Below are 17783 nucleotides of genomic sequence, written 5' to 3'. Positions count from 1 at the left end.
TAAATGGAAGCCCCATGTCGAACTTAGCGAACGGTCACTCATTCGGTATAGCGACCCCCCACTTCAAGTCCTCGATGATGGCCATGCAGGCCTATCTAACATCAGGGGCGACCCCGCATGCCTTATTAAGTGCAGCCGTGTCACTGACGTATAACCTCCCGCACTTATGCGGCCTGGGAGGCGACGCAATTATCATGCAATCAACCCCCCATAACCTGGCCATCTTCAACGGAACGGGCAGAACAGGTTTTCACCAGCATCACGACAACTACTTGCATAAAGGCCTTGTATCAATTCCTCGCAGAGGGATTTACAGCACCATGATCTATGGCTGCCCTTCAGCTTATGATCGTTATACACGCCTACATGACATCGACTTGAACGGCGTATTTAAACACCTGCACGACAATGACTTGAAACATGGCGTGGTGGCGTCCAGCAGTTTGATTCAGGCGTTTGATAACAGCACTAAAGACTCACTCAGACAGACACGATTTTCACAATGGAACAAATACTTTATTCAACAGCAAGATCCAGCGCCCTTCTACCGTCAAACCCTGGCCACTTTGGCGCGTGAAGGTTTTGCATCCATGTACAGGGGGCAGTTGGCGGCGCAGGTATTTGACGCGCTGTCGACCTGCGACCCGCATTTGTATACACCTGAAGATTTTTCCGACTTTACCCCTAACCCCTCAGAAGTAAAAAAAACCACCTTCATGCACGCCAATGTCACGGCGCATGGCAGTAACAGTCCATGGAAAGAGCTGTTCCTGCTCTTGAAAGTCTACCAGTGGAGTGCCGAAGACACGGCCTTGCTCACACCGGCACAGCTCTGTACGGCAGCCGGGCTGATCGACAGCTGGGTGGCATCGCCGCTTTCTTCAGAGACGCACAGCGATGACAGCCTGAGCCAACAGGCCGCCCTGATCTATCAACAGCTCAAATTCGACAACCCCGAACCTGTGCCTCAATTGTCCAAACCCTCCCACACCATCTTTATGGCATGTGCCGAGGCCGACGGGACCCTGACCGGCATAACCAACTCGATCTTTACCCCCCTGGGGTCACTGTTCGAGATCGATGACACAGGCATTATCCTGAGCAACCGGGCATTCTCATTCAATGGCCCCCATCTGGGTTCGACCTTCAAAGGCAACACAGCCGCCAAACACACCACCAACTGCGTGCGCGTCACCACCGATCACCTGGAATTTATCATTGGTACATCCGGGGGGCCTGTGCAGTCCCAGACACTGGCGTACGTCATCTACAAAATTATCGCTGAGCAATGCCCGGTTCAAACCGCCCTGTCGAGCCCGCGCTTTGCCAATCTGGGCCGGCACCCGAAGACAAACGGCATTACCTATTTAAGCGAATCCGCACAAACGAACCCGATATTTACCTGTACTCACGGGCTATCCGATAAATTCGGGGTGGTACAGCTGGCTGGCATCAACACCCTGACCGGTCAGGTGTTCGCCGCTGCAGACCCTCGTGGCAGCGGTGTGGCGCTGGCGGTATGAAGGCTCACAGTTGCGGTTCAGGCCATGCAGCCATACTGACTGTCGCCAGTGCTTTCTTTCTGGAAGTACTGGATGCAACCATCATGCTGATGGCCATCATCCCCATGGCCAACGACCTGGGCGCCAGCATCAGCGGCGTGACACTGTCACTGGCCACCTATCTACTGGCCCTGGTCTTGTTCCTGCCCCTGAGCGGGCATTTGTTCAACCGTTTCGCGCTTGCCCAACAATTCCTGTGCGGCCTGGCGATTTTTTGCCTCGCCTCCCTGGCCTGCGCCATCAGCCAGAATATTTACCTGCTGTGCATCGCCCGCCTTGTCCAGGGCTTTGGCAGTGCGTTGGTGGTACCTGCCGGACGAGCCTTGATCCTGGCCAACACCCCGAAGATTGCCATTCCCAAAACCATGGCCTGGCTGATTGCGCCTGCGCTCGTCGCCCCGATGGTTGCCCCCTATATGGCCAACCTGCTGTTAAACATCGGCAACTGGCGACTGATTTTTGCCTCTATCGGACTCTTTGCCGCAGGATTGATGATTGCCTGCCGCATCACCCTGTACTCACTGCCTGCCCCTGAAACCCCGCGTTTACAGCTTGATAAACATGCCTACGCACTATGGGCACTGTCCTCATCGGCCTTGTTCATGATGTTTATGGCGGCTTCGAATAACTGGCTCTTCTGCAGCGTTCTGGCCGCAGGTGCAATGCTCTATGGCAGCAAACGACTGTGCACAAGGCTGCACCAGCACGCGAAGGCGCAATTGTTTGATTTGTCCTTGCTCAATGATCCAGCGTTCAAGTTCAACATTTTCTCCGGCAGTTTGTTCCGTATCAGCATTTATGCATTTCCAACGCTGCTGATTATTCACCTCATGAAAAATTCGAATTATTCGCCCGTTTCGATTGGCCACTGCCTGTTGTTTATTTTCGCCGGCAACCTTGTTTCAAAACCCGTGGCAGCCCGGCTATTAACAGGCTGCCGCTGCCTGAAACGCTATTTCATCTATTCGGCACTGACGACATCCGTCACGTTGGGCCTGTTTCTTTTCCCGCCACTGCTCAACCAACTACCGGCACTGTGGTTGATGTGTTTTCTACACGGTTGCGCACGCTCATTTCAATTTCTCGGCTACTCATCCACCGCACTGCGCAATGTGCAACAGCACCGCATGCATCACGCCAATATCCTGATCAGTTCGGTGATGCAACACAACGCCCTGATCGGCCAGGCACTACCTGCCCTTCTGAGTGCTTTCTTTATTCCCGAACACCTGCCGTTCTTCACGATCGGCATGTCCACCGTGACGCTTGCGTCACTTCTTACCGTGCTGGGCGCACTGCGCCTGCCCAACTCAAACAGGAGCCATATCGACCCCATGCACTTCAAGTCCGATTAACGGAAAACCTGGGTATGTCCCGTACTCATGTGGTGTTACGCAAGGAGCTGAAGATGAAAGCATTGACGTTGAAAACCACCGTTGAAATTCCGATAGAGGGCGTTCCTCAACTCACCCGATTTGTGTCCTTTGAAGGTGTCGATAAAGAACACTTCGCGCTATTGATTGGTGACTGTCAAACCACTCCCGTACTCACCCGGGTTCATTCCGAGTGCCTGACAGGCGATGTATTCGGCTCAAAGCGTTGCGATTGCGGCGCCCAGCTCAAAGAAGCCCTGTCGCAAATAGCCGCGCGAGGGGGTGGCGTATTGATCTATCTGCGTCAGGAAGGGCGCGGTATTGGCCTGTACTCCAAGTTCGATGCCTACCTGCTGCAAAACCAGGGCATTGATACCTTCACTGCCAACGAGATGCTCGGGTACGCCGATGACTTGAGAGAGTTTGAAAGTGCGGGGGCCATGCTCAAGGCCCTGCATATTCATCACATCGACCTGATTACCAACAACCCGGCAAAAATCCTGGCCCTGGAAAATTGCGATATCACCATCAATACCACCCTGCCCTCCGGGGTTTTCCTGACCGTCGAAAACGAGGACTACCTGCGCAGCAAAATCAATAAAAAACACCATACGATCAACTTGAAAAACAAAAAATGGTGATCGCAATGAGCACTTACATTCTGAATTTTTCACCTACAGGCATGCTACCGACAAAGCAGATGAACCCCCACACACCCATCAGCACCTCAGAAATTATCGACGATGTATTGATGGCCGCCGAACTGGGTGCGTCCATTGCGCACCTGCACGCCAGGGATCAAAAAACCGGCGAACCGACCTGCGACCTCAACACATTCGCCACTCTCTTCGAAGGCATCAGAAAATATAATAAACAATTGATTTTATGCGCCTCACTCAGTGGTCGAAACATTTCCGATCCAACTCTCAGAGCGCTGCCCCTGTCATTGGACGGTGACGCAAAACCCGATATGGGTTCATTGACCTTGTCGTCCATGAACTTTTCCACGCAGCCCAGCATTAATGCCCCAGCGACAATCAACTACCTCGCCGAACAAATGGCGCTAAAAGGCATCTCGCCCGAGGTTGAGATATTTGATAGCGGCATGTCGAACTACCTGCATTGCCTGATCAAAAAATCGTTAATGCCGCCCACTGTCTACGCCAATATTTTGCTGGGCAATATTTTTGGCGCACAGCCCAGTTTTGCGCACATGGCAGCCATTACCAGCTCACTGCCGGGCAATGTCGTCAGTTCTTTCGCCGGGCTGGGCAGCTATCAACTGCGCAGCAATACCCTGGCTCTCGCCTCTGATCACGGCATCCGCATCGGCCTTGAAGACAATATCTGGCTCGACCATAAACGCACCACCCTGGCGAGTAATCGCAGCCTGCTCGAGCGCATCACCGCCATTGCCAACCTGCAGGAGTTGACACCCGCCACCCCCAGGCAGGTCAGGGAACAACTAGGACTGCAACCTGGACAAGGTCGCTTACTATCAAAAACTCTATGAGCACTATTGCGCCGCAGAATACAAAACCGCGTATTCCACTGGCTTGATGCTGCTTAAAAGGAGGGCTGCCTGATGTATACCGGAATTGTTCAAGGCACTGCCCGGGTGCTGTCGGTGCACACGCAGGCTGGGCACAAACGTATCGTCCTGGCCCAGAAAGCCTCTCTATTCGAAAACGTTGATATCGGTGCCAGCGTGTCGGTCAACGGCACCTGCCTGACCGTCGTTGCCTACTCTGCAGGCACCGCGACGTTTGATATTTCTCACCGAACGGCCGAAATCACGACACTCAAACACTTGAGTATCGATGAGCAGGTCAATATTGAACGTTCACATCGAACTGGCGATGAGAATGGCGGGCACGCACTGTACGGCCATGTTGAAAGTACCGCGCAGGTCGTGTCGTGGCAGCCACTGGGCGAAACGGTGACTGCGCAACTCCAGCTGGATGCGTCGACCTTTGCCTACCTGTTCAAAAAGGGTTTTGTCGGTATGCATGGCTGCAGCCTCACCATCGATAGCCTGGATGAAGAGCGGCACTGGGTGACGGTCAACCTGATTGCGCAAACACTCGCCCTGACCAATTTGAGCAGCTTGCGGGTGGGCGACCGGGTCAATATCGAAATCGACCAGACCACCCGCACCCTGGTGGATACCCTTAGGACTACTCTGGCCCGCCTGCTCCCGGGAAACCTGTAGCGTGCGGCAAAGCAGTCATCGTTGATGCCATCGCGCGCAGGGCTCGCTCCCACGACAGTGCTGTAAGCACTCCGGCTGTGTGAACGACACAAAACCTGTGGAAGCTGGCTTGCCTGCGATGCAAGCGACAAGGTCTTGAGAGCAATCACTCAATACCCACCTGATTACGCCCATTCTTCTTGGCCAGGTAAAGCCCCTTGTCCGCCGCCGAAATCAGCTCACGGCAGTTGCTACCCTGTTGCGGGGTCATGGTCGACAGGCCAATACTGATGGTCAGGCTGGAGCCTGCTGTCGGCGAAATATGCGGGATTTTCATCGCTTCAACCGCCATGCGCAGTTTTTCTGCCACCAGCCGCGCGCCGCCCTGGGAAGTGTTGGGCAGTACAATGGCAAATTCCTCACCGCCATAACGGGCCGGCAAGTCAGATGGCCGGCTGCTGGCATCACGGATGCCCGCCGCCACCTTGCGCAACGCTTCATCGCCGTCCAGATGGCCAAATGAGTCGTTGTATGATTTGAAGTAATCAACATCGATCATCAACAACGACAATTGGTTCTGCTCACGCATGGTGCGACGCCATTCCAGCTCAAGGTATTCATCAAAGTGGCGGCGGTTGGACAGCCCGGTCAGGCCATCGGAGTTCATCAGCCGTTGCAGCACCAGATTGGTGTCCAGCAATTGCTGTTGGCTGACCCGCAGCGCACGGTAGGCAGCATCACGCTGCAACAGCGTCATGTAGGAGCGCGAGTGATAGCGGATACGCGCCACCAGTTCGATGTTGTCCGGCAGCTTCACCAGGTAATCATTGGCCCCGGCCGAGAACGCCGCGCTTTTGATCAACGGGTCCTCTTTGGTGGACAACACGATAATCGGGATATTTTGCGTCGCCGGGTGGTTGCGGTATTCGCGCACCAGGCTCAAGCCGTCCAGGCCCGGCATCACCAGATCCTGCAAAATCACCGTCGGCTTGATGCGGATAGCCTGGGCAATGGCCTGGTGCGGGTCGGCACAGAAGTGAAAATCAATGTTCTGTTCAAGGGCCAACCCTCGGCGCACGGCTTCGCCGATCATTGCCTGATCGTCTACCAGCAACACCATGGCCGCGTTTTCATCAGTTTTAACGTCGTCCAACTGCAAGTCGCTCATGCGCGTTCACCTGAATTACTGCCTTCAAGCCACTCTTGCCGGGTTCTACCAGTCATTTGGCAAATTTCTCCAGCAAGCGTGGCGCAATCTTGTCCAATGGGCGAATCTCGACTGCGGCATCGATGGCCGCTGCCGCTTTGGGCATTCCGTACACCGAGCTGCTCTGCTGATCCTGGGCAATGGTGAGAAACCCCTGCTGGCGCATGAGTTTAAGACCTTGAGCCCCGTCACGCCCCATGCCGGTCAACAGCACTCCCACCGCTTCACCATTCCAGTAGCGGGCAACACTTTCAAAAAAAACATCGATCGATGGCCGATAAATCTCATTGACCGGCTCGGCGGTGTAAGCCAGCGTGCCATTTTTCAATAGCCTGATATGGTGATTGGTGCCCGCCAGCAGCACAGTGCCCACCTGCGGCGTCTCCCCGTCGCGGGCCAGGCGCACATCAAGTCCGCACGAAGTGCTCAGCCACTCGGCCATACCTGCAGCAAACACCTGATCAACGTGCTGAACCAGTACGATAGCTGCCTCAAAGTTTCTCGGCAGACCTTTAAGCAGGGTTTCAAGTGCAGCCGGACCACCTGCCGACGAACCGATGGCCACCAGCCCTGCCCGCACACCCGGTACACGAGCATGGGTCACTACCGGCTTGACCCGTTTCTCACTCTGCCCCATCAACCAGCCAACATTGAGTATCTTGCGCAGCAAAGGCGCCGCCGCCTCTCTGGGGTTGCTGCCGCCCAGCACGGGGGTATCCACCACATCCAGCGCACCAAAGCCCATGGCCTCAAAAACACGGTGCACATTCTGCTCGCGGTCGATGGTGACAATCACAATCGCACAAGGGCTTTCAGCCATGATCCGGCGCGTGGCCTCGACGCCGTCCATGACCGGCATGATCAAGTCCATCAGAATCAGGTCCGGGGTGTTCTCGGCGCACAGGCGCACCGCCTCCTGACCATCACCGGCAACCCAGATCACATGGTGCGCGGGTTCGAACGCCAGCGCCCGGCGCAAGGCCTCAACCGCCAGGGGCATATCGTTGACGATGGCGATTCTCATGTCTGGGCTCCACCAATGAGTTCAACCACTGCGTCGAGCAGGGCATCGTCATGGAAACTCGCTTTGGCTAGATAATAGTCGGCGCCTGCATCCAGGCCGCGCCGACGGTCTTCTTCACGATCTTTGTACGACACCACCATCACCGGCATTGATTGCAATCGGTTATCGCGACGCAACAGGGTAACCAGTTCGATGCCATCCATGCGCGGCATATCGATGTCGGTAATCAACAAATCGAAATGTTCGGCACGCAGCGCGTTCCAGCCGTCCATGCCGTCAACCGCCACAGCCACTTCATAACCACGGTTGATCAGCAACTTGCGTTGCAGTTCGCGCACCGTCAATGAGTCATCCACCACCAGAATACGTTTGCGGGTCAATTCGGCGGTGTGCCGGTTACGCCGATCGATACGCTCAAGACGCCCGGTATTAAGCAGTTTGTCTACCGAACGCAGCATGTCTTCGACATCTACGATCAGCACCGGTGAACCATCATCCAGCAAGGCCCCGGCGGAAATGTCCTGGACCTTGCCCAGACGCGGATCAAGGGGCAGGACCACCAGGGTGCGCTCGCCGATAAAGCGCTCAACGGCCACGCCATAGACCGCGTCGCGTTCGCGAATCACCACCACCTTGAGGGTTTCGTCATCGCTCTGGCTGGCAGGGCGCTGCAACAATTGGCTGGCGGCAACCAGCCCCACATGGCGGCCTTCATGCCAGAAGTGCTGACGGCCTTCGAGCTGCACGATGTCGTCGGGCTCAAGGTCGCGCATGCGCTCGATATGGGCCAGCGGGAAGGCATAGGCTTCGTCGGCCACTTCAACCACCAGGCTGCGCACCACCGACAGAGTCAACGGCACTTCAAGATGGAAGCGGCTGCCATGCTGGGGGGTGTGCTCCAGCACAATGGCACCGCGCAACAGGCGCACCATATGCTGTACGGCATCCAGCCCCACACCGCGCCCCGATACTTCGGTGACGGTGTCGCGCAGACTGAAACCGGGTAAAAACAGAAAGGTCAGCAGCTCTTCTTCGCTCAGTTGCGCCACCGTCTCCTCGGTGGACAACTGACGCTCGACGATGGTGCGACGCAAACGGTCCAGATCGACACCGGCACCGTCATCGCTCAACTCCAGCACCAGCAGACCGGCCTGATGGGAGATGCGCAGGCGGATCAGGCCTTCGGCCGGTTTGCCCGCCAGCAAGCGCTGTTCCGGGGTTTCAATACCGTGGTCGACGGCATTGCGCAATAAATGGATCAAGGGTGCTTCGAGCTTTTCCAGCACGTCGCGGTCAACCTGGGTTTTCTCGCCTTCGATTTCCAGGCGGATCTGCTTGCCCAGGGCGCGACCCAAATCACGCACCATGCGCTCCTGCCCGACCAGCACATCGGCGAAGGGCCGCATGCGACACGCCAGTGCAGTGTCGTAGAGCAATTGCGCACGCTGGCCAGCCTGCCAGCAAAATTCGTCAAGTTCGGCGGTCTGCTCGCTGAGCAGGTGCTGGGACTCGGCCAGCATCTGCCGGGCATCGACCAGTGCCTGCTCGGCTTCATGGCTGATGCCCGAGACCTTGAGGTGTTCATTGAGCGTGTCCATGGCCCGCAAGTTGGTGCTTTGCATGCGTTTAAGCCGTTGCAATGTCACCAGAAAGGGCTTGAGGCGCTGGGTTTCCACCAGGGATTTGCTCGACAGATCGAGCAGGCTGTTAAGGCGCTGGGCCGTGACCCGCAGTACCCGCTCGCCGCTTTCGGTCAGACGCTGGGGGCGACGTGCTGGCTCCGCTGCCGGCTCGGCTGGCACCTCGACCTGACGCTCAACCACAGGTTCTGGCGCAAATTCGGGTACTGCTGGCGAGGGCATCAACAACAGCTGCGACACGTCAAATTCGGGCGGCGCCACCCGCGCACCGGGGGCAGACGGATCCAGCAGCTCATTCATGTGCGCCACATAGGCGTCGATGTCGTGAGGCGTGACAGTGTTGCCGGGGGTGGCAATGCGCATCAGCAGGTCGGTACCTTGCAACAAGGCATCAATGTGTTCGCGTTGCAGGTACAAACGGCCTTCCTGGGCACTGACCAGGCAGTCTTCCATAACATGGGACACGCTGACCCCGGCATCCACCCCGACAATCCGGGCTGCGCCCTTGAGCGAGTGGGCCGCGCGCATGCAGGCTTCCAGCTGGTCAGCCTGAGTCGGGTTGCGTTCCAGCGCCAGCAGGCCTTCGTTGAGCACCTGGGTTTGCGCCTCGGCCTCCAGGCTGAACAGCTCAAGCAGCGAGGCGTCGCGCATTTGCTCGGGGGTCATGTCAGGCTCCGGGTGATTGCGCTCAACAGTTGCTCTTCATCCAGTAAACGCAGGCTGCGGGTTTTCCACTGCAGCACACCCCGGGTGTATTTGGCGCTGACATGCTCGCCGGAGAGCGATGCAGCATTGATGTCGCCCTCGGCAATATTATGAATGCCATCCACCTCATCCACCGGCAGCACCACGGCTCCACCGTGGGCGGCCACAATCAGCATGCGCGGCATCACCCGCTGCGAAGAGGCTCCCGGCGTGGCTGGGTCAAGCCCCAGCAGTTCAACCAGCGACAGGCACGGCACCAGAGTGCCGCGTACATTGGCCACACCGCGCAAGGCCCGGGAACGCTGGTGCGGCAGGGAGTGAATGGTTTGCATCGGTGCCACTTCATCCAGGCAACGCGTGGGCAGCCCCAGCCACTCCTCACTCAGGCGGAAAATCACCAGTGAGCAGGTTGCAACCTTTTGCTCATGGGCCTGCGGGGCATAAAGCTCCTGGCTTTGCTGCTCAAATGAATAGCGGTCGAGCAAACGGGTCGCGGCAGCAGCATACGTGTCGCAGTTGCGGCAATGGATATGCTGGGGCAGCAACGGGCAGCTTTTGTCACCGTAGATGCCAATGCGGTTCCAGCAGTCATCAATGGCCTGCGCTTCGGAGTGAATCAAGCTCTGTGCTGCTAAAGCGCTCATTGTTTACGCTCACTTTGAGTGGAACGCCCGTTACGGGCTGCGCGCTCGTGCAAGCGCCGGGCGCCTGCTTCATCGCCTTGTGAAGCCAACAGCGCTGCCAGATGGGCCAGCGCTTCCGAATGCTGGGGTTCCAGGTACAGCGCCTTGCGATAGAAGCCCTGGGCCTCTGAGGTCTGGCCCTGCACATCGCTGAGCAGGCCCAACCAGTAAAACACCTCGGCCTGCGGGTCATGCCGCTGCAAGAACTGTTCGCAGACCGCACGCGCCTCAAGGCTTTTGCCTTCATTGGCCAGGCTGGCAATCTGTTCAAGCAACAGACCCGGCCCATCCACTGGCGAAGCCGATTTTTGCCCGACCGGGGCTTGCACGCGCGGGGCAAAAGGCCGGCTGACCGGTGTCGGCACAGGCGCTGGCGCTGGCGCTTTTGGTCGTGCCAGTGGCTTGAGTTCGGCAAGCACAGGGCGCGCTGCCGGCAATGGCTCATGATTGTGGCAAAAGGCAAACGACTGCGGAGCACCGATCGAACGCATGCCCAGCCGGTTGAGCAAGCTGCCTTGGGCCGGACCTATAAATAAAACACCATCATCACGGGTCAGGCGCTTGAGCACATCCAGGGCCTGCTGCTGGGTTTTAAGATCAAAGTAGATCAACAGGTTGCGGCAGAACACAAAGTCATAAGGCTCGTGGCTGGCGAGCAGTATCGGATCCAGCAGATTGCCTGCGGTGAAGCTGACCTGCCCGCAGACCCGCTCCGACAACTGATAACCATCGCTCTCGACACAGAAGTAGCGCTCACGAAAATCTGTTGGCTGACCTCGAAAGGAGTTTTTGCCATACAGCGCGTTTTGCGCACGCTGCACCGAAAGCGGACTGACATCCAGGGCGTCGACCTTGAATTGGTGTGCAGCAAAGCCGGCATCGAACAGTGCCATGGCAATCGAATACGGCTCTTCGCCGGTCGAACACGGCAGACTCAGGATACGCAACGGGCGTCGGCTGCCGATTTCCGCCAGGCGCTGCCTGGCCAGGCGGCCCAGGGTGGCAAAGGATTCGGGGTAACGGAAGAACCAGGTCTCGGGCACGATCACCGATTCGATCAGGGCTTGCTGTTCATCCTGGGAACTGAGCAGGCGCTGCCAGTAGCGATCGTTATCAGCCATGCCCAATGCAATGCAGCGCTGGCGTACGGCACGTTCGATAATCGCCGGGCCGACCGATGCCACATCCAGGCCGATGCGCTGCTTCAAATAGTCAAAAAAACGCTGATCAAGACTCATGGCGCCACCTGGACGCAGGTGTCATCTTCGCCCTGGGCAAAAAGCAGAGCAGACACCGCAGGGCTGAGCAGATCGTCGACACTCAACCACTGCAACAGCCCGGCCTCATCTTTGCGCACGGGTCCCAGGTACGGCGCATCGCGGTTATCGACACCGTAGGGCTGAAACTCCGCCGGATCGCAGCGCAAGGTGTCACTGGCCTGTTCAAGCAGCAGGCCGAGCAATTGCCCGCGATAATTGACCAGCACCAGCCGGGTGCTGGTTCGGGCTACGGCGGCGGTGCCAAAGGTCATGGCACTGATATCGATCACCGGAACCATTCGATCACGATGAGCAAAAACCCCCGCTACCCACTCGGGGGCATGGGCTATGGGCTTGAGTGGCAAGCGCGGCAACACTTCGACCACATCGCCAGCGGCCAGTGCATAGCGCTCGTTACCAATATAAAACACCAGAAACAGGCGTTTTTGCGACACCTTGGCGCCCGGTTTTTTGGCTGAAAGCTCGCTCATCAGACTTTGAAACGCGAAACGCCGCTGCGCAACCCAACGGCAACCTGACTCAATTCGTCGATCGCGAAGCTGGCCTGACGCAGGGACTCAACGGTCTGGCTGCTGGCATCACCCAATTGCACCAGCGCAAGGTTGATCTGCTCGGCGCCCGTAGCTTGAGCCTGCATGCCTTCATTGACCATCAGTACACGCGGCGCCAGGGCCTGAACCTGATGGATGATCTGCGACAGCTGCTCGCCCACTTGCTGCACTTCGGACATGCCGCGGCGTACTTCTTCAGAGAACTTGTCCATGCCCATCACGCCCGCCGACACTGCCGACTGAATCTCGCGCACCATCTGCTCGATATCGTAGGTAGCCACGGCAGTCTGGTCGGCCAAACGGCGCACTTCGGTAGCAACCACAGCAAAACCGCGGCCGTATTCACCGGCTTTTTCAGCTTCAATGGCCGCGTTAAGCGACAGCAAATTGGTCTGGTCGGCGACCTTGACGATGGTCACCACCACCTGGTTGATGTTACCGGCCTTCTCGTTGAGGATCGCCAGCTTGGCGTTGACCAGATCGGCAGCCCCCATCACCGAGTGCATGGTTTCTTCCATGCGGGCCAGGCCCTGCTGCCCGGAACCGGCCAGGATCGAGGCCTGGTCGGCTGCCGAGGTCACTTCGGTCATGGTGCGCACCAGATCACGGGACGTGGCGGCAATTTCCCGGGAAGTTGCACCTATTTCCGTAGTGGTGGCTGCGGTTTCAGTGGCTGTGGCCTGTTGTTGCTTGGAGGTAGCGGCAATTTCCGTAACCGACGTAGTGACCTGCACCGAAGAGCGCTGGGCCTGGGACACCAACGTAGTCAGCTCGGCCATCATGTCGTTGAAGCCGGTTTCCACCGCGCCAAACTCGTCCTTGCGCTCCAGATTCAAGCGCGAGCTCAGGTCACCGGAACGCATCACTTCCAGAATCGTGACGATACGCTGCATCGGCGACATGATTGCGCGCAGCAACAGGAAGCCACACAGCGCTGCTGCAAGTACGGCAATAACCAGGGAAATGATCATGCTGATCTTGGCAGTCAATACGGCGTGACCAATATTGTCAGTGGCGAGCTTGGCCGACTCGCTGTTGCCTTCAATGATGCTATTGAGCAACTTGCGGCCTTCCATCCAGGCTGGAGCCAGTTGCTCACTAAGCACCTTGTGGGCCTGGGCGTAATCCTTGTTCTGATAGAGATCAAGAATTTTCGCCAACACCACGCCGTACTCTCCATGCAGACGCTCGAAGTCGTCGAAGTGGGCCCTGTCTTCACCTTCAAAAATAGTGCTGCGATAGTTATCCAGTTCTTTGTTCAAACGGTCTTCGTAGCTGGCGTACAACTTGCGGTCTTCGTTGGTCAGGTCACGCTGATTAAGCGAGCCCACCAGCTCCAGGGTCAGGACATAGCTGTCGACCCAGGCGCTACGAATCATCGAGCTGTAATAGACCCCGGGAATCGAGTCGGTTTGCACCTTTTCTTCACTGGTTTCGATCGACAGCAGGCGCGAGTAAGACGCAACAACCATCAGCAGCATAATGGCGATGATTACAGCAAAGCTCGCCAAGATGCGTTGGCGTAACGTCCAGTTCTTCACAGTCGATCCTCGGGTGCCATTCAAATGAAGGTGAGTATAGCCGAGGGTAAGCAATGATTCGTACAGGCGTTGAGACAGATCTCACAGCAATAGACAAAAATTCCTACATGCAAAACTACAAACCTGTGGGAGGGCTGTTGTCAGAACATCAATGCATTGGTCAGGTCGCCCATGGGCGCTTGCCCCCGCGCCTTCATGGCATCGTCACGTTGCTTGAGGCCATCCAGCACTTCCAGCTGATGCACCCGGCTAATCAGGCGCAGAATCGACGCGGTGTCATACACCGTGTGATCCACCGTCCCCTTGCGTGCGAAAGGTGATACCACCAGAGCCGGAATCCTTGTACCCGGCCCCCAGCGATCACCTTTGGGCGGTGCAACGTGATCCCACCAGCCACCGTTTTCGTCCACGGTAAGCACGATCACCATGTTTTGCCATTGCGGGCTGTTGCGCAGCACTTTGAGCACACGGTCAAGGTGCCGGTCACCGGCAGCCACATCGGCATAGCCAGCGTGCAGGTTGAGGTTGCCCTGAGGCTTGTAGAAACTCACGGCAGGCAGGCTGCCAGCCTCGGCGTCAGCCAGAAAGCGGTTGCTGCCGGACTCATCGCCCAGGCCTGCGTCGCGCAGGCGCTTGCTGCGCTCCTGCGGGTTCTGCGGGCCTTGTTGAACAAAGTAGTTGAATGGCTGGTGGTGGTACTGGAAGTTGGGGATCTTGGGGATCCCGTCCGAGCCCTTGAACTGCTCCAGCGTGGCCTGCCAGGCCCCCGCGTACCAGGCCCAGTCAATGTTCTTTTTGCTCAGTTTGTCGCCGATATGCTCATGGCTTTGTGGCACCAGTACGCTTGGCAGGTCGGGCTTGGCATAGTCGGGACGCTCGGGGTCGCGGATCCAGGTCGGCCAGTAAGGCGGCGCCATGGTGTTGACTGCAAAACCGTCCGGCGTGAGAGCGCTGGGACCGAACTGCGCGGCGCCGGTCATAGCGCTGGCCGGGGATTTGTCCAGAGGCTTCAAGCGTGTACCGGCAGGGTCATCGCCCTGCAAAACAGCAATCTGCGCCTCGGCAACAGAGGTATTCGCGTTCGGATAGAACGGCACCGCTGCGCTGATCAGGTATTGGTGGTTAAGGAACGAACCGCCAAAAGCCCCCTGGAAGAAGTTGTCGCACAGTACGAATTCACGGGCTACATCCCACAGACGCAGCGAATACTGCGACTGGGCGTAGTAGCCCATGGGCAAGCCGCCGGAATCCCCCCAGGCCACGAACTGGTCGTTCTTGCCATCGTTGATCTGCATCTGGTTCTGATAGAACACATGCCACAGGTCGCGGGTCACCAGATTCAACGGCAGATCTTGCTGATTCGGCCCTTTCAGCGCGAAGGGGGCGTTGGGCAGGTTCTCCTGAAACTGCTCACCCGGCGCATAGGTCACGCCATCTACCGTCTGCGGTCCCACTTGCAGCAGCCCGCCCCATATCGGTGGCAGGGTCTGTAGCAGGCTGCCATCACGGTCGCGTTGCTGGTAGTCGGCGGGTTTGAGGGCCGACAACGGCTTCTCGACACCGGGGAAATTTGCAAACAGGTTGTTGAAGCTGCGGTTCTCGGCATAGATCACCACGATGGTCTTGACCTGTTCGTGGAGCTTTTTGTCCAGCTCGGCCGGGGTCAGCGGTTGCGGCCTGACGGGGGGTTCATGCTGACTGCTGCCGCAAGCGCTCAAGGTGGCCGCGCCAACGCCCAGTGCGGCAGCACCGGCGAGGAAGCGACGGCGGCTGCTGTCGGCAGGGCATTGGGTGTCCTGGTCTTTCTTGTCGCTCATTGCGGCTTCCTGATTACACGTAACAAATTATTTCTGGCGGGCAGGCTAACAGGGGATTATGACGGGGAAGTTGCAGTGGATCGAAGCCACGAAGCATAAAAAAACGCCCCGGGCCGTTGCGGCTCGGAGCGTCTAAAACAAGCATGTTGCGGCGCCTGCATCGTGATGCAGGCTCGCGCCCACAGAGTGCGTTAGCCCTGCGCCTGCTTGACCTGGGCTTCCAGCTCGATCTTGAGCCCCGGGTCGAGCTTGAGCTGTTTGGCCAGCTCTTCCAGATAGGCGCGCTCCATGAAATGTTCTTCATCCACCAGAATCAGGCTGGCGATATACATTTCGGCCGCGATTTCCGGGGTGCTGGCAGCTCTGGCAACCTCTGCCGGGTCCAGCGGCTTGTTCAGTTCAGCTTGCAGCCATTGGCGCAATGCAGGGTCGCCATTGAGTTTGTTCAACTCGCCATCGATCAGTTGGCGCTCACGCTCATCCACATGACCATCAGCCTTGGCAGCAGCCACCAGGGCCTTGAGGATCGCCTGGCTGTGTTGCTCCACTTGCGGCGCCGGAACACGGTCAATGGTTTGCGGCTCGGTCTGCGGTGCCGTGCCCTGATTGGCCTGCCAGTTGCCGTAGGCCTTGTAGGCCAGAACGCCCAGGGCGGCAAGGCCGCCATAGGTCAGTGCCTGACCACCGTACTTGCGCGCACTCTTGTTGCCCAGCAGCAGCCCCAGGGCACTGGCTGCCAGAGCGCCGCCACCCGCGCCGGAAAGCAGGCCGCCCAGGCCACCAGACCCGAGCAGGTCACCCAGGCCGCCTTTATCGTCACGGGAGGCGCTGCCTTGGGCGCCGGTTTTTTTCGCCAGCATCTGTTGGCCGGATTTAAGCAGTTGGTCGAGCAAACTCATAAGCATCCTCTCTTAACAGGGTCAGGGGGCGCCAGAAAACCCGCCCGCAGGCAGGTTTATCGTAAAGAGCACTGGCTATCAGTCGCGCAGGTCGGACTCATGAATCGGTTGGTCGCGATGGGTCGCGCGCTGGTACTGGGCTGGCCAGATGGCCTTTTTACCGCCCAGGTCATCGTCTGCATGCAACGGCCAATACGGGTCACGCAACAGTTCACGCGCCAGCAGGATCAGGTTGGCCTGCCCGGTACGCAAAATATGCTCGGCCTGGGCCGGTTCGGTGATCATGCCCACCGTACCGGTGGCAATGCAGGCCTCCTTGTGCACGCGCTCGGCAAAACGGGTCTGGTAGCCAGGCCCCACCGGAATCTCGGCATTGGCTGCGGTACCGCCCGAAGACACGTCGATCAGGTCCACGCCCAATGCCTTGAGGCGTCGTGCCAGTTCGACGGTTTCGTCAGGGTTCCAGCCGTCTTCCACCCAGTCGGTGGCCGAGACCCGCACAAACAGCGGTAGCTCCTGCGGCCATACACCGCGCACGGCCTCGGTGACTTCCAACACCAGACGGATGCGATTCTCGAACGAACCGCCGTATTGGTCACGTCGCTGGTTGCTCAACGGTGAAAGAAATTGATGCAACAAGTAACCATGAGCAGCATGTACTTCAACCACCGAGAAGCCAGCCTCCAGCGCTCGCTTGGCGGCAGCCACGAACGCCTGGATAACCTCATTGATCTGGGTCTCGTCCAGTTGCACTGGCGCAGTGTGCTGTGGGTCGAAGGCAATGGGGGACGGCCCGACAGGCACCCAGCCGCCCTCCTCCACCTTGACGCTGCCATGCTTGCCCAACCAGGGGCGGTGGGTGCTGGCCTTACGCCCGGCATGGGCCAGCTGGATGCCGGCTACAGCGCCCTGGGCGCGAATAAAGCGGGTGATGCGTTGCAGGGGTTCAATCTGCTCGTCGTTCCACAGGCCCAGATCCTGGGCAGTGATACGGCCTTCGGGGGTGACGGCAGTGGCTTCGGTAAAAATCAGCCCGGCGCCGCCAACGGCACGGCTGCCCAGGTGGACCAGGTGCCAGTCATTTGCCAGCCCATCGACGCTGGAGTACTGGCACATTGGCGAGACCGCAATGCGGTTAAGAAGGGTCAGTTGGCGCAGGGTATAGGGTTCGAGCAGCAGACTCATGGGTCACCTCTAATTCCAGTGGGCAGGCTCCAAGTACTTCTGAAGAGCCTAGTCGACAACACTGGATGAGGGGGAGTTCATATCGCAACGGGACGTGGTGGTTTTGGTGGGAGCGGGCTTGCTCG

General features: G+C 58.0%; 15 protein-coding genes. 5 read left to right on the top strand and 10 right to left on the bottom strand.

Translation table 11 applies throughout. From position 1 onward, the window contains the following. Nucleotides 1-74 precede the first annotated feature (74 nt). The 5 genes from GHN92_RS01310 (at nt 75) to GHN92_RS01290 (ending at nt 5147) form a co-directional block, all read left to right on the top strand. Nucleotides 75-1523 (top strand): gamma-glutamyltransferase, encoded by a 1449-nt coding sequence (locus GHN92_RS01310; RefSeq protein WP_178102579.1) that lies wholly within the window; start codon nt 75-77, stop codon nt 1521-1523. After that, nucleotides 1520-2917: an MFS transporter gene (locus GHN92_RS01305; RefSeq protein ID WP_133144285.1), complete on the top strand. Its 1398-nt coding sequence runs from the start codon at nt 1520-1522 to the stop codon at nt 2915-2917. The genes GHN92_RS01310 and GHN92_RS01305 overlap by 4 nt, the downstream gene beginning before the upstream one ends. Before the next feature lie 14 nt (nt 2918-2931). After that, the gene (ribA, locus tag GHN92_RS01300; RefSeq protein WP_232527636.1) at nt 2932-3576 is read left to right on the top strand and encodes a GTP cyclohydrolase II RibA; all 645 of its coding nucleotides are present in this window, start codon (nt 2932-2934) and stop codon (nt 3574-3576) included. Between the two features lie 5 nt (nt 3577-3581). Next, nucleotides 3582-4448: a 3-keto-5-aminohexanoate cleavage protein gene (locus GHN92_RS01295; protein WP_178102578.1), complete on the top strand. Its 867-nt coding sequence runs from the start codon at nt 3582-3584 to the stop codon at nt 4446-4448. 72 nt (nt 4449-4520) lie between these two features. Continuing rightward, entirely contained in the window at nt 4521-5147 is a 627-nt protein-coding gene (locus GHN92_RS01290) for a riboflavin synthase subunit alpha (RefSeq protein ID WP_095018188.1), read from the top strand. A 145-nt stretch (nt 5148-5292) separates the two neighbouring features. Here GHN92_RS01290 and GHN92_RS01285 read toward each other — a convergent pair whose 3' ends face one another. From GHN92_RS01285 to GHN92_RS01240, 10 genes are all read right to left on the bottom strand, one after another. After that, nucleotides 5293-6294 (bottom strand): diguanylate cyclase, encoded by a 1002-nt coding sequence (locus tag GHN92_RS01285; protein WP_133144287.1) that lies wholly within the window; start codon nt 6292-6294, stop codon nt 5293-5295. Nucleotides 6295-6346: 52 nt separating this feature from the next. Next, nucleotides 6347-7357 (bottom strand): chemotaxis response regulator protein-glutamate methylesterase, encoded by a 1011-nt coding sequence (locus GHN92_RS01280; protein ID WP_095001270.1) that lies wholly within the window; start codon nt 7355-7357, stop codon nt 6347-6349. Continuing rightward, nucleotides 7354-9663 (bottom strand): hybrid sensor histidine kinase/response regulator, encoded by a 2310-nt coding sequence (locus tag GHN92_RS01275; RefSeq protein WP_095018190.1) that lies wholly within the window; start codon nt 9661-9663, stop codon nt 7354-7356. Before GHN92_RS01275 ends, GHN92_RS01280 begins: the two co-directional genes overlap by 4 nt. Next, nucleotides 9660-10346: a chemotaxis protein CheW gene (locus GHN92_RS01270; RefSeq protein ID WP_095001268.1), complete on the bottom strand. Its 687-nt coding sequence runs from the start codon at nt 10344-10346 to the stop codon at nt 9660-9662. Before GHN92_RS01270 ends, GHN92_RS01275 begins: the two co-directional genes overlap by 4 nt. Next, nucleotides 10343-11623 (bottom strand): protein-glutamate O-methyltransferase CheR, encoded by a 1281-nt coding sequence (locus tag GHN92_RS01265; RefSeq protein ID WP_153379159.1) that lies wholly within the window; start codon nt 11621-11623, stop codon nt 10343-10345. Before GHN92_RS01265 ends, GHN92_RS01270 begins: the two co-directional genes overlap by 4 nt. After that, nucleotides 11620-12135, bottom strand: coding sequence for a chemotaxis protein CheW (locus tag GHN92_RS01260; RefSeq protein WP_095020557.1), 516 nt, complete (start codon nt 12133-12135; stop codon nt 11620-11622). Before GHN92_RS01260 ends, GHN92_RS01265 begins: the two co-directional genes overlap by 4 nt. Further along, nucleotides 12135-13757, bottom strand: a complete 1623-nt coding sequence (locus GHN92_RS01255) for a methyl-accepting chemotaxis protein (protein ID WP_133144289.1) — start codon at nt 13755-13757, stop codon at nt 12135-12137. The genes GHN92_RS01260 and GHN92_RS01255 overlap by 1 nt, the downstream gene beginning before the upstream one ends. A gap of 140 nt (nt 13758-13897) precedes the next feature. Beyond that, complete coding sequence (locus tag GHN92_RS01250; protein WP_095020556.1) at nt 13898-15574, bottom strand: acid phosphatase; 1677 nt, start codon at nt 15572-15574, stop codon at nt 13898-13900. 191 nt (nt 15575-15765) lie between these two features. Continuing rightward, nucleotides 15766-16473 carry a tellurite resistance TerB family protein gene (locus tag GHN92_RS01245; RefSeq protein ID WP_095018194.1) on the bottom strand — a complete coding sequence of 236 codons (708 nt, stop codon included), beginning with the start codon at nt 16471-16473 and terminating at the stop codon, nt 15766-15768. Between the two features lie 78 nt (nt 16474-16551). Then, nucleotides 16552-17658 (bottom strand): NADH:flavin oxidoreductase/NADH oxidase, encoded by a 1107-nt coding sequence (locus GHN92_RS01240; RefSeq protein WP_153379157.1) that lies wholly within the window; start codon nt 17656-17658, stop codon nt 16552-16554. Nucleotides 17659-17783: the final 125 nt, after the last annotated feature.

The organism is Pseudomonas sp. FSL R10-2964, from assembly GCF_009600035.1.
Lineage (GTDB): Bacteria > Pseudomonadota > Gammaproteobacteria > Pseudomonadales > Pseudomonadaceae > Aquipseudomonas > Aquipseudomonas bubulae.
The sequence above is the reverse complement of the archived record's forward strand: the minus strand, read 5'-3'. Positions and strand labels throughout refer to the sequence as shown.

What these genes read in the sequence shown, in the direction of transcription:
- GHN92_RS01250 (WP_095020556.1), bottom strand. Translation starts at nt 15,574, where the DNA reads ATGAGCGACAAGAAAGACCAGGACACCCAATGCCCTGCCGACAGCAGC.
- GHN92_RS01310 (WP_178102579.1), top strand. Translation starts at nt 75, where the DNA reads ATGATGGCCATGCAGGCCTATCTAACATCAGGGGCGACCCCGCATGCC.
- GHN92_RS01240 (WP_153379157.1), bottom strand. Translation starts at nt 17,658, where the DNA reads ATGAGTCTGCTGCTCGAACCCTATACCCTGCGCCAACTGACCCTTCTT.
- GHN92_RS01265 (WP_153379159.1), bottom strand. Translation starts at nt 11,623, where the DNA reads ATGAGTCTTGATCAGCGTTTTTTTGACTATTTGAAGCAGCGCATCGGC.
- GHN92_RS01295 (WP_178102578.1), top strand. Translation starts at nt 3,582, where the DNA reads ATGAGCACTTACATTCTGAATTTTTCACCTACAGGCATGCTACCGACA.
- GHN92_RS01260 (WP_095020557.1), bottom strand. Translation starts at nt 12,135, where the DNA reads ATGAGCGAGCTTTCAGCCAAAAAACCGGGCGCCAAGGTGTCGCAAAAA.
- GHN92_RS01305 (WP_133144285.1), top strand. Translation starts at nt 1,520, where the DNA reads ATGAAGGCTCACAGTTGCGGTTCAGGCCATGCAGCCATACTGACTGTC.
- GHN92_RS01270 (WP_095001268.1), bottom strand. Translation starts at nt 10,346, where the DNA reads ATGAGCGCTTTAGCAGCACAGAGCTTGATTCACTCCGAAGCGCAGGCC.
- ribA (WP_232527636.1), top strand. Translation starts at nt 2,932, where the DNA reads ATGTCCCGTACTCATGTGGTGTTACGCAAGGAGCTGAAGATGAAAGCA.
- GHN92_RS01285 (WP_133144287.1), bottom strand. Translation starts at nt 6,294, where the DNA reads ATGAGCGACTTGCAGTTGGACGACGTTAAAACTGATGAAAACGCGGCC.
- GHN92_RS01275 (WP_095018190.1), bottom strand. Translation starts at nt 9,663, where the DNA reads ATGACCCCCGAGCAAATGCGCGACGCCTCGCTGCTTGAGCTGTTCAGC.
- GHN92_RS01245 (WP_095018194.1), bottom strand. Translation starts at nt 16,473, where the DNA reads ATGAGTTTGCTCGACCAACTGCTTAAATCCGGCCAACAGATGCTGGCG.
- GHN92_RS01290 (WP_095018188.1), top strand. Translation starts at nt 4,521, where the DNA reads ATGTATACCGGAATTGTTCAAGGCACTGCCCGGGTGCTGTCGGTGCAC.
- GHN92_RS01280 (WP_095001270.1), bottom strand. Translation starts at nt 7,357, where the DNA reads ATGAGAATCGCCATCGTCAACGATATGCCCCTGGCGGTTGAGGCCTTG.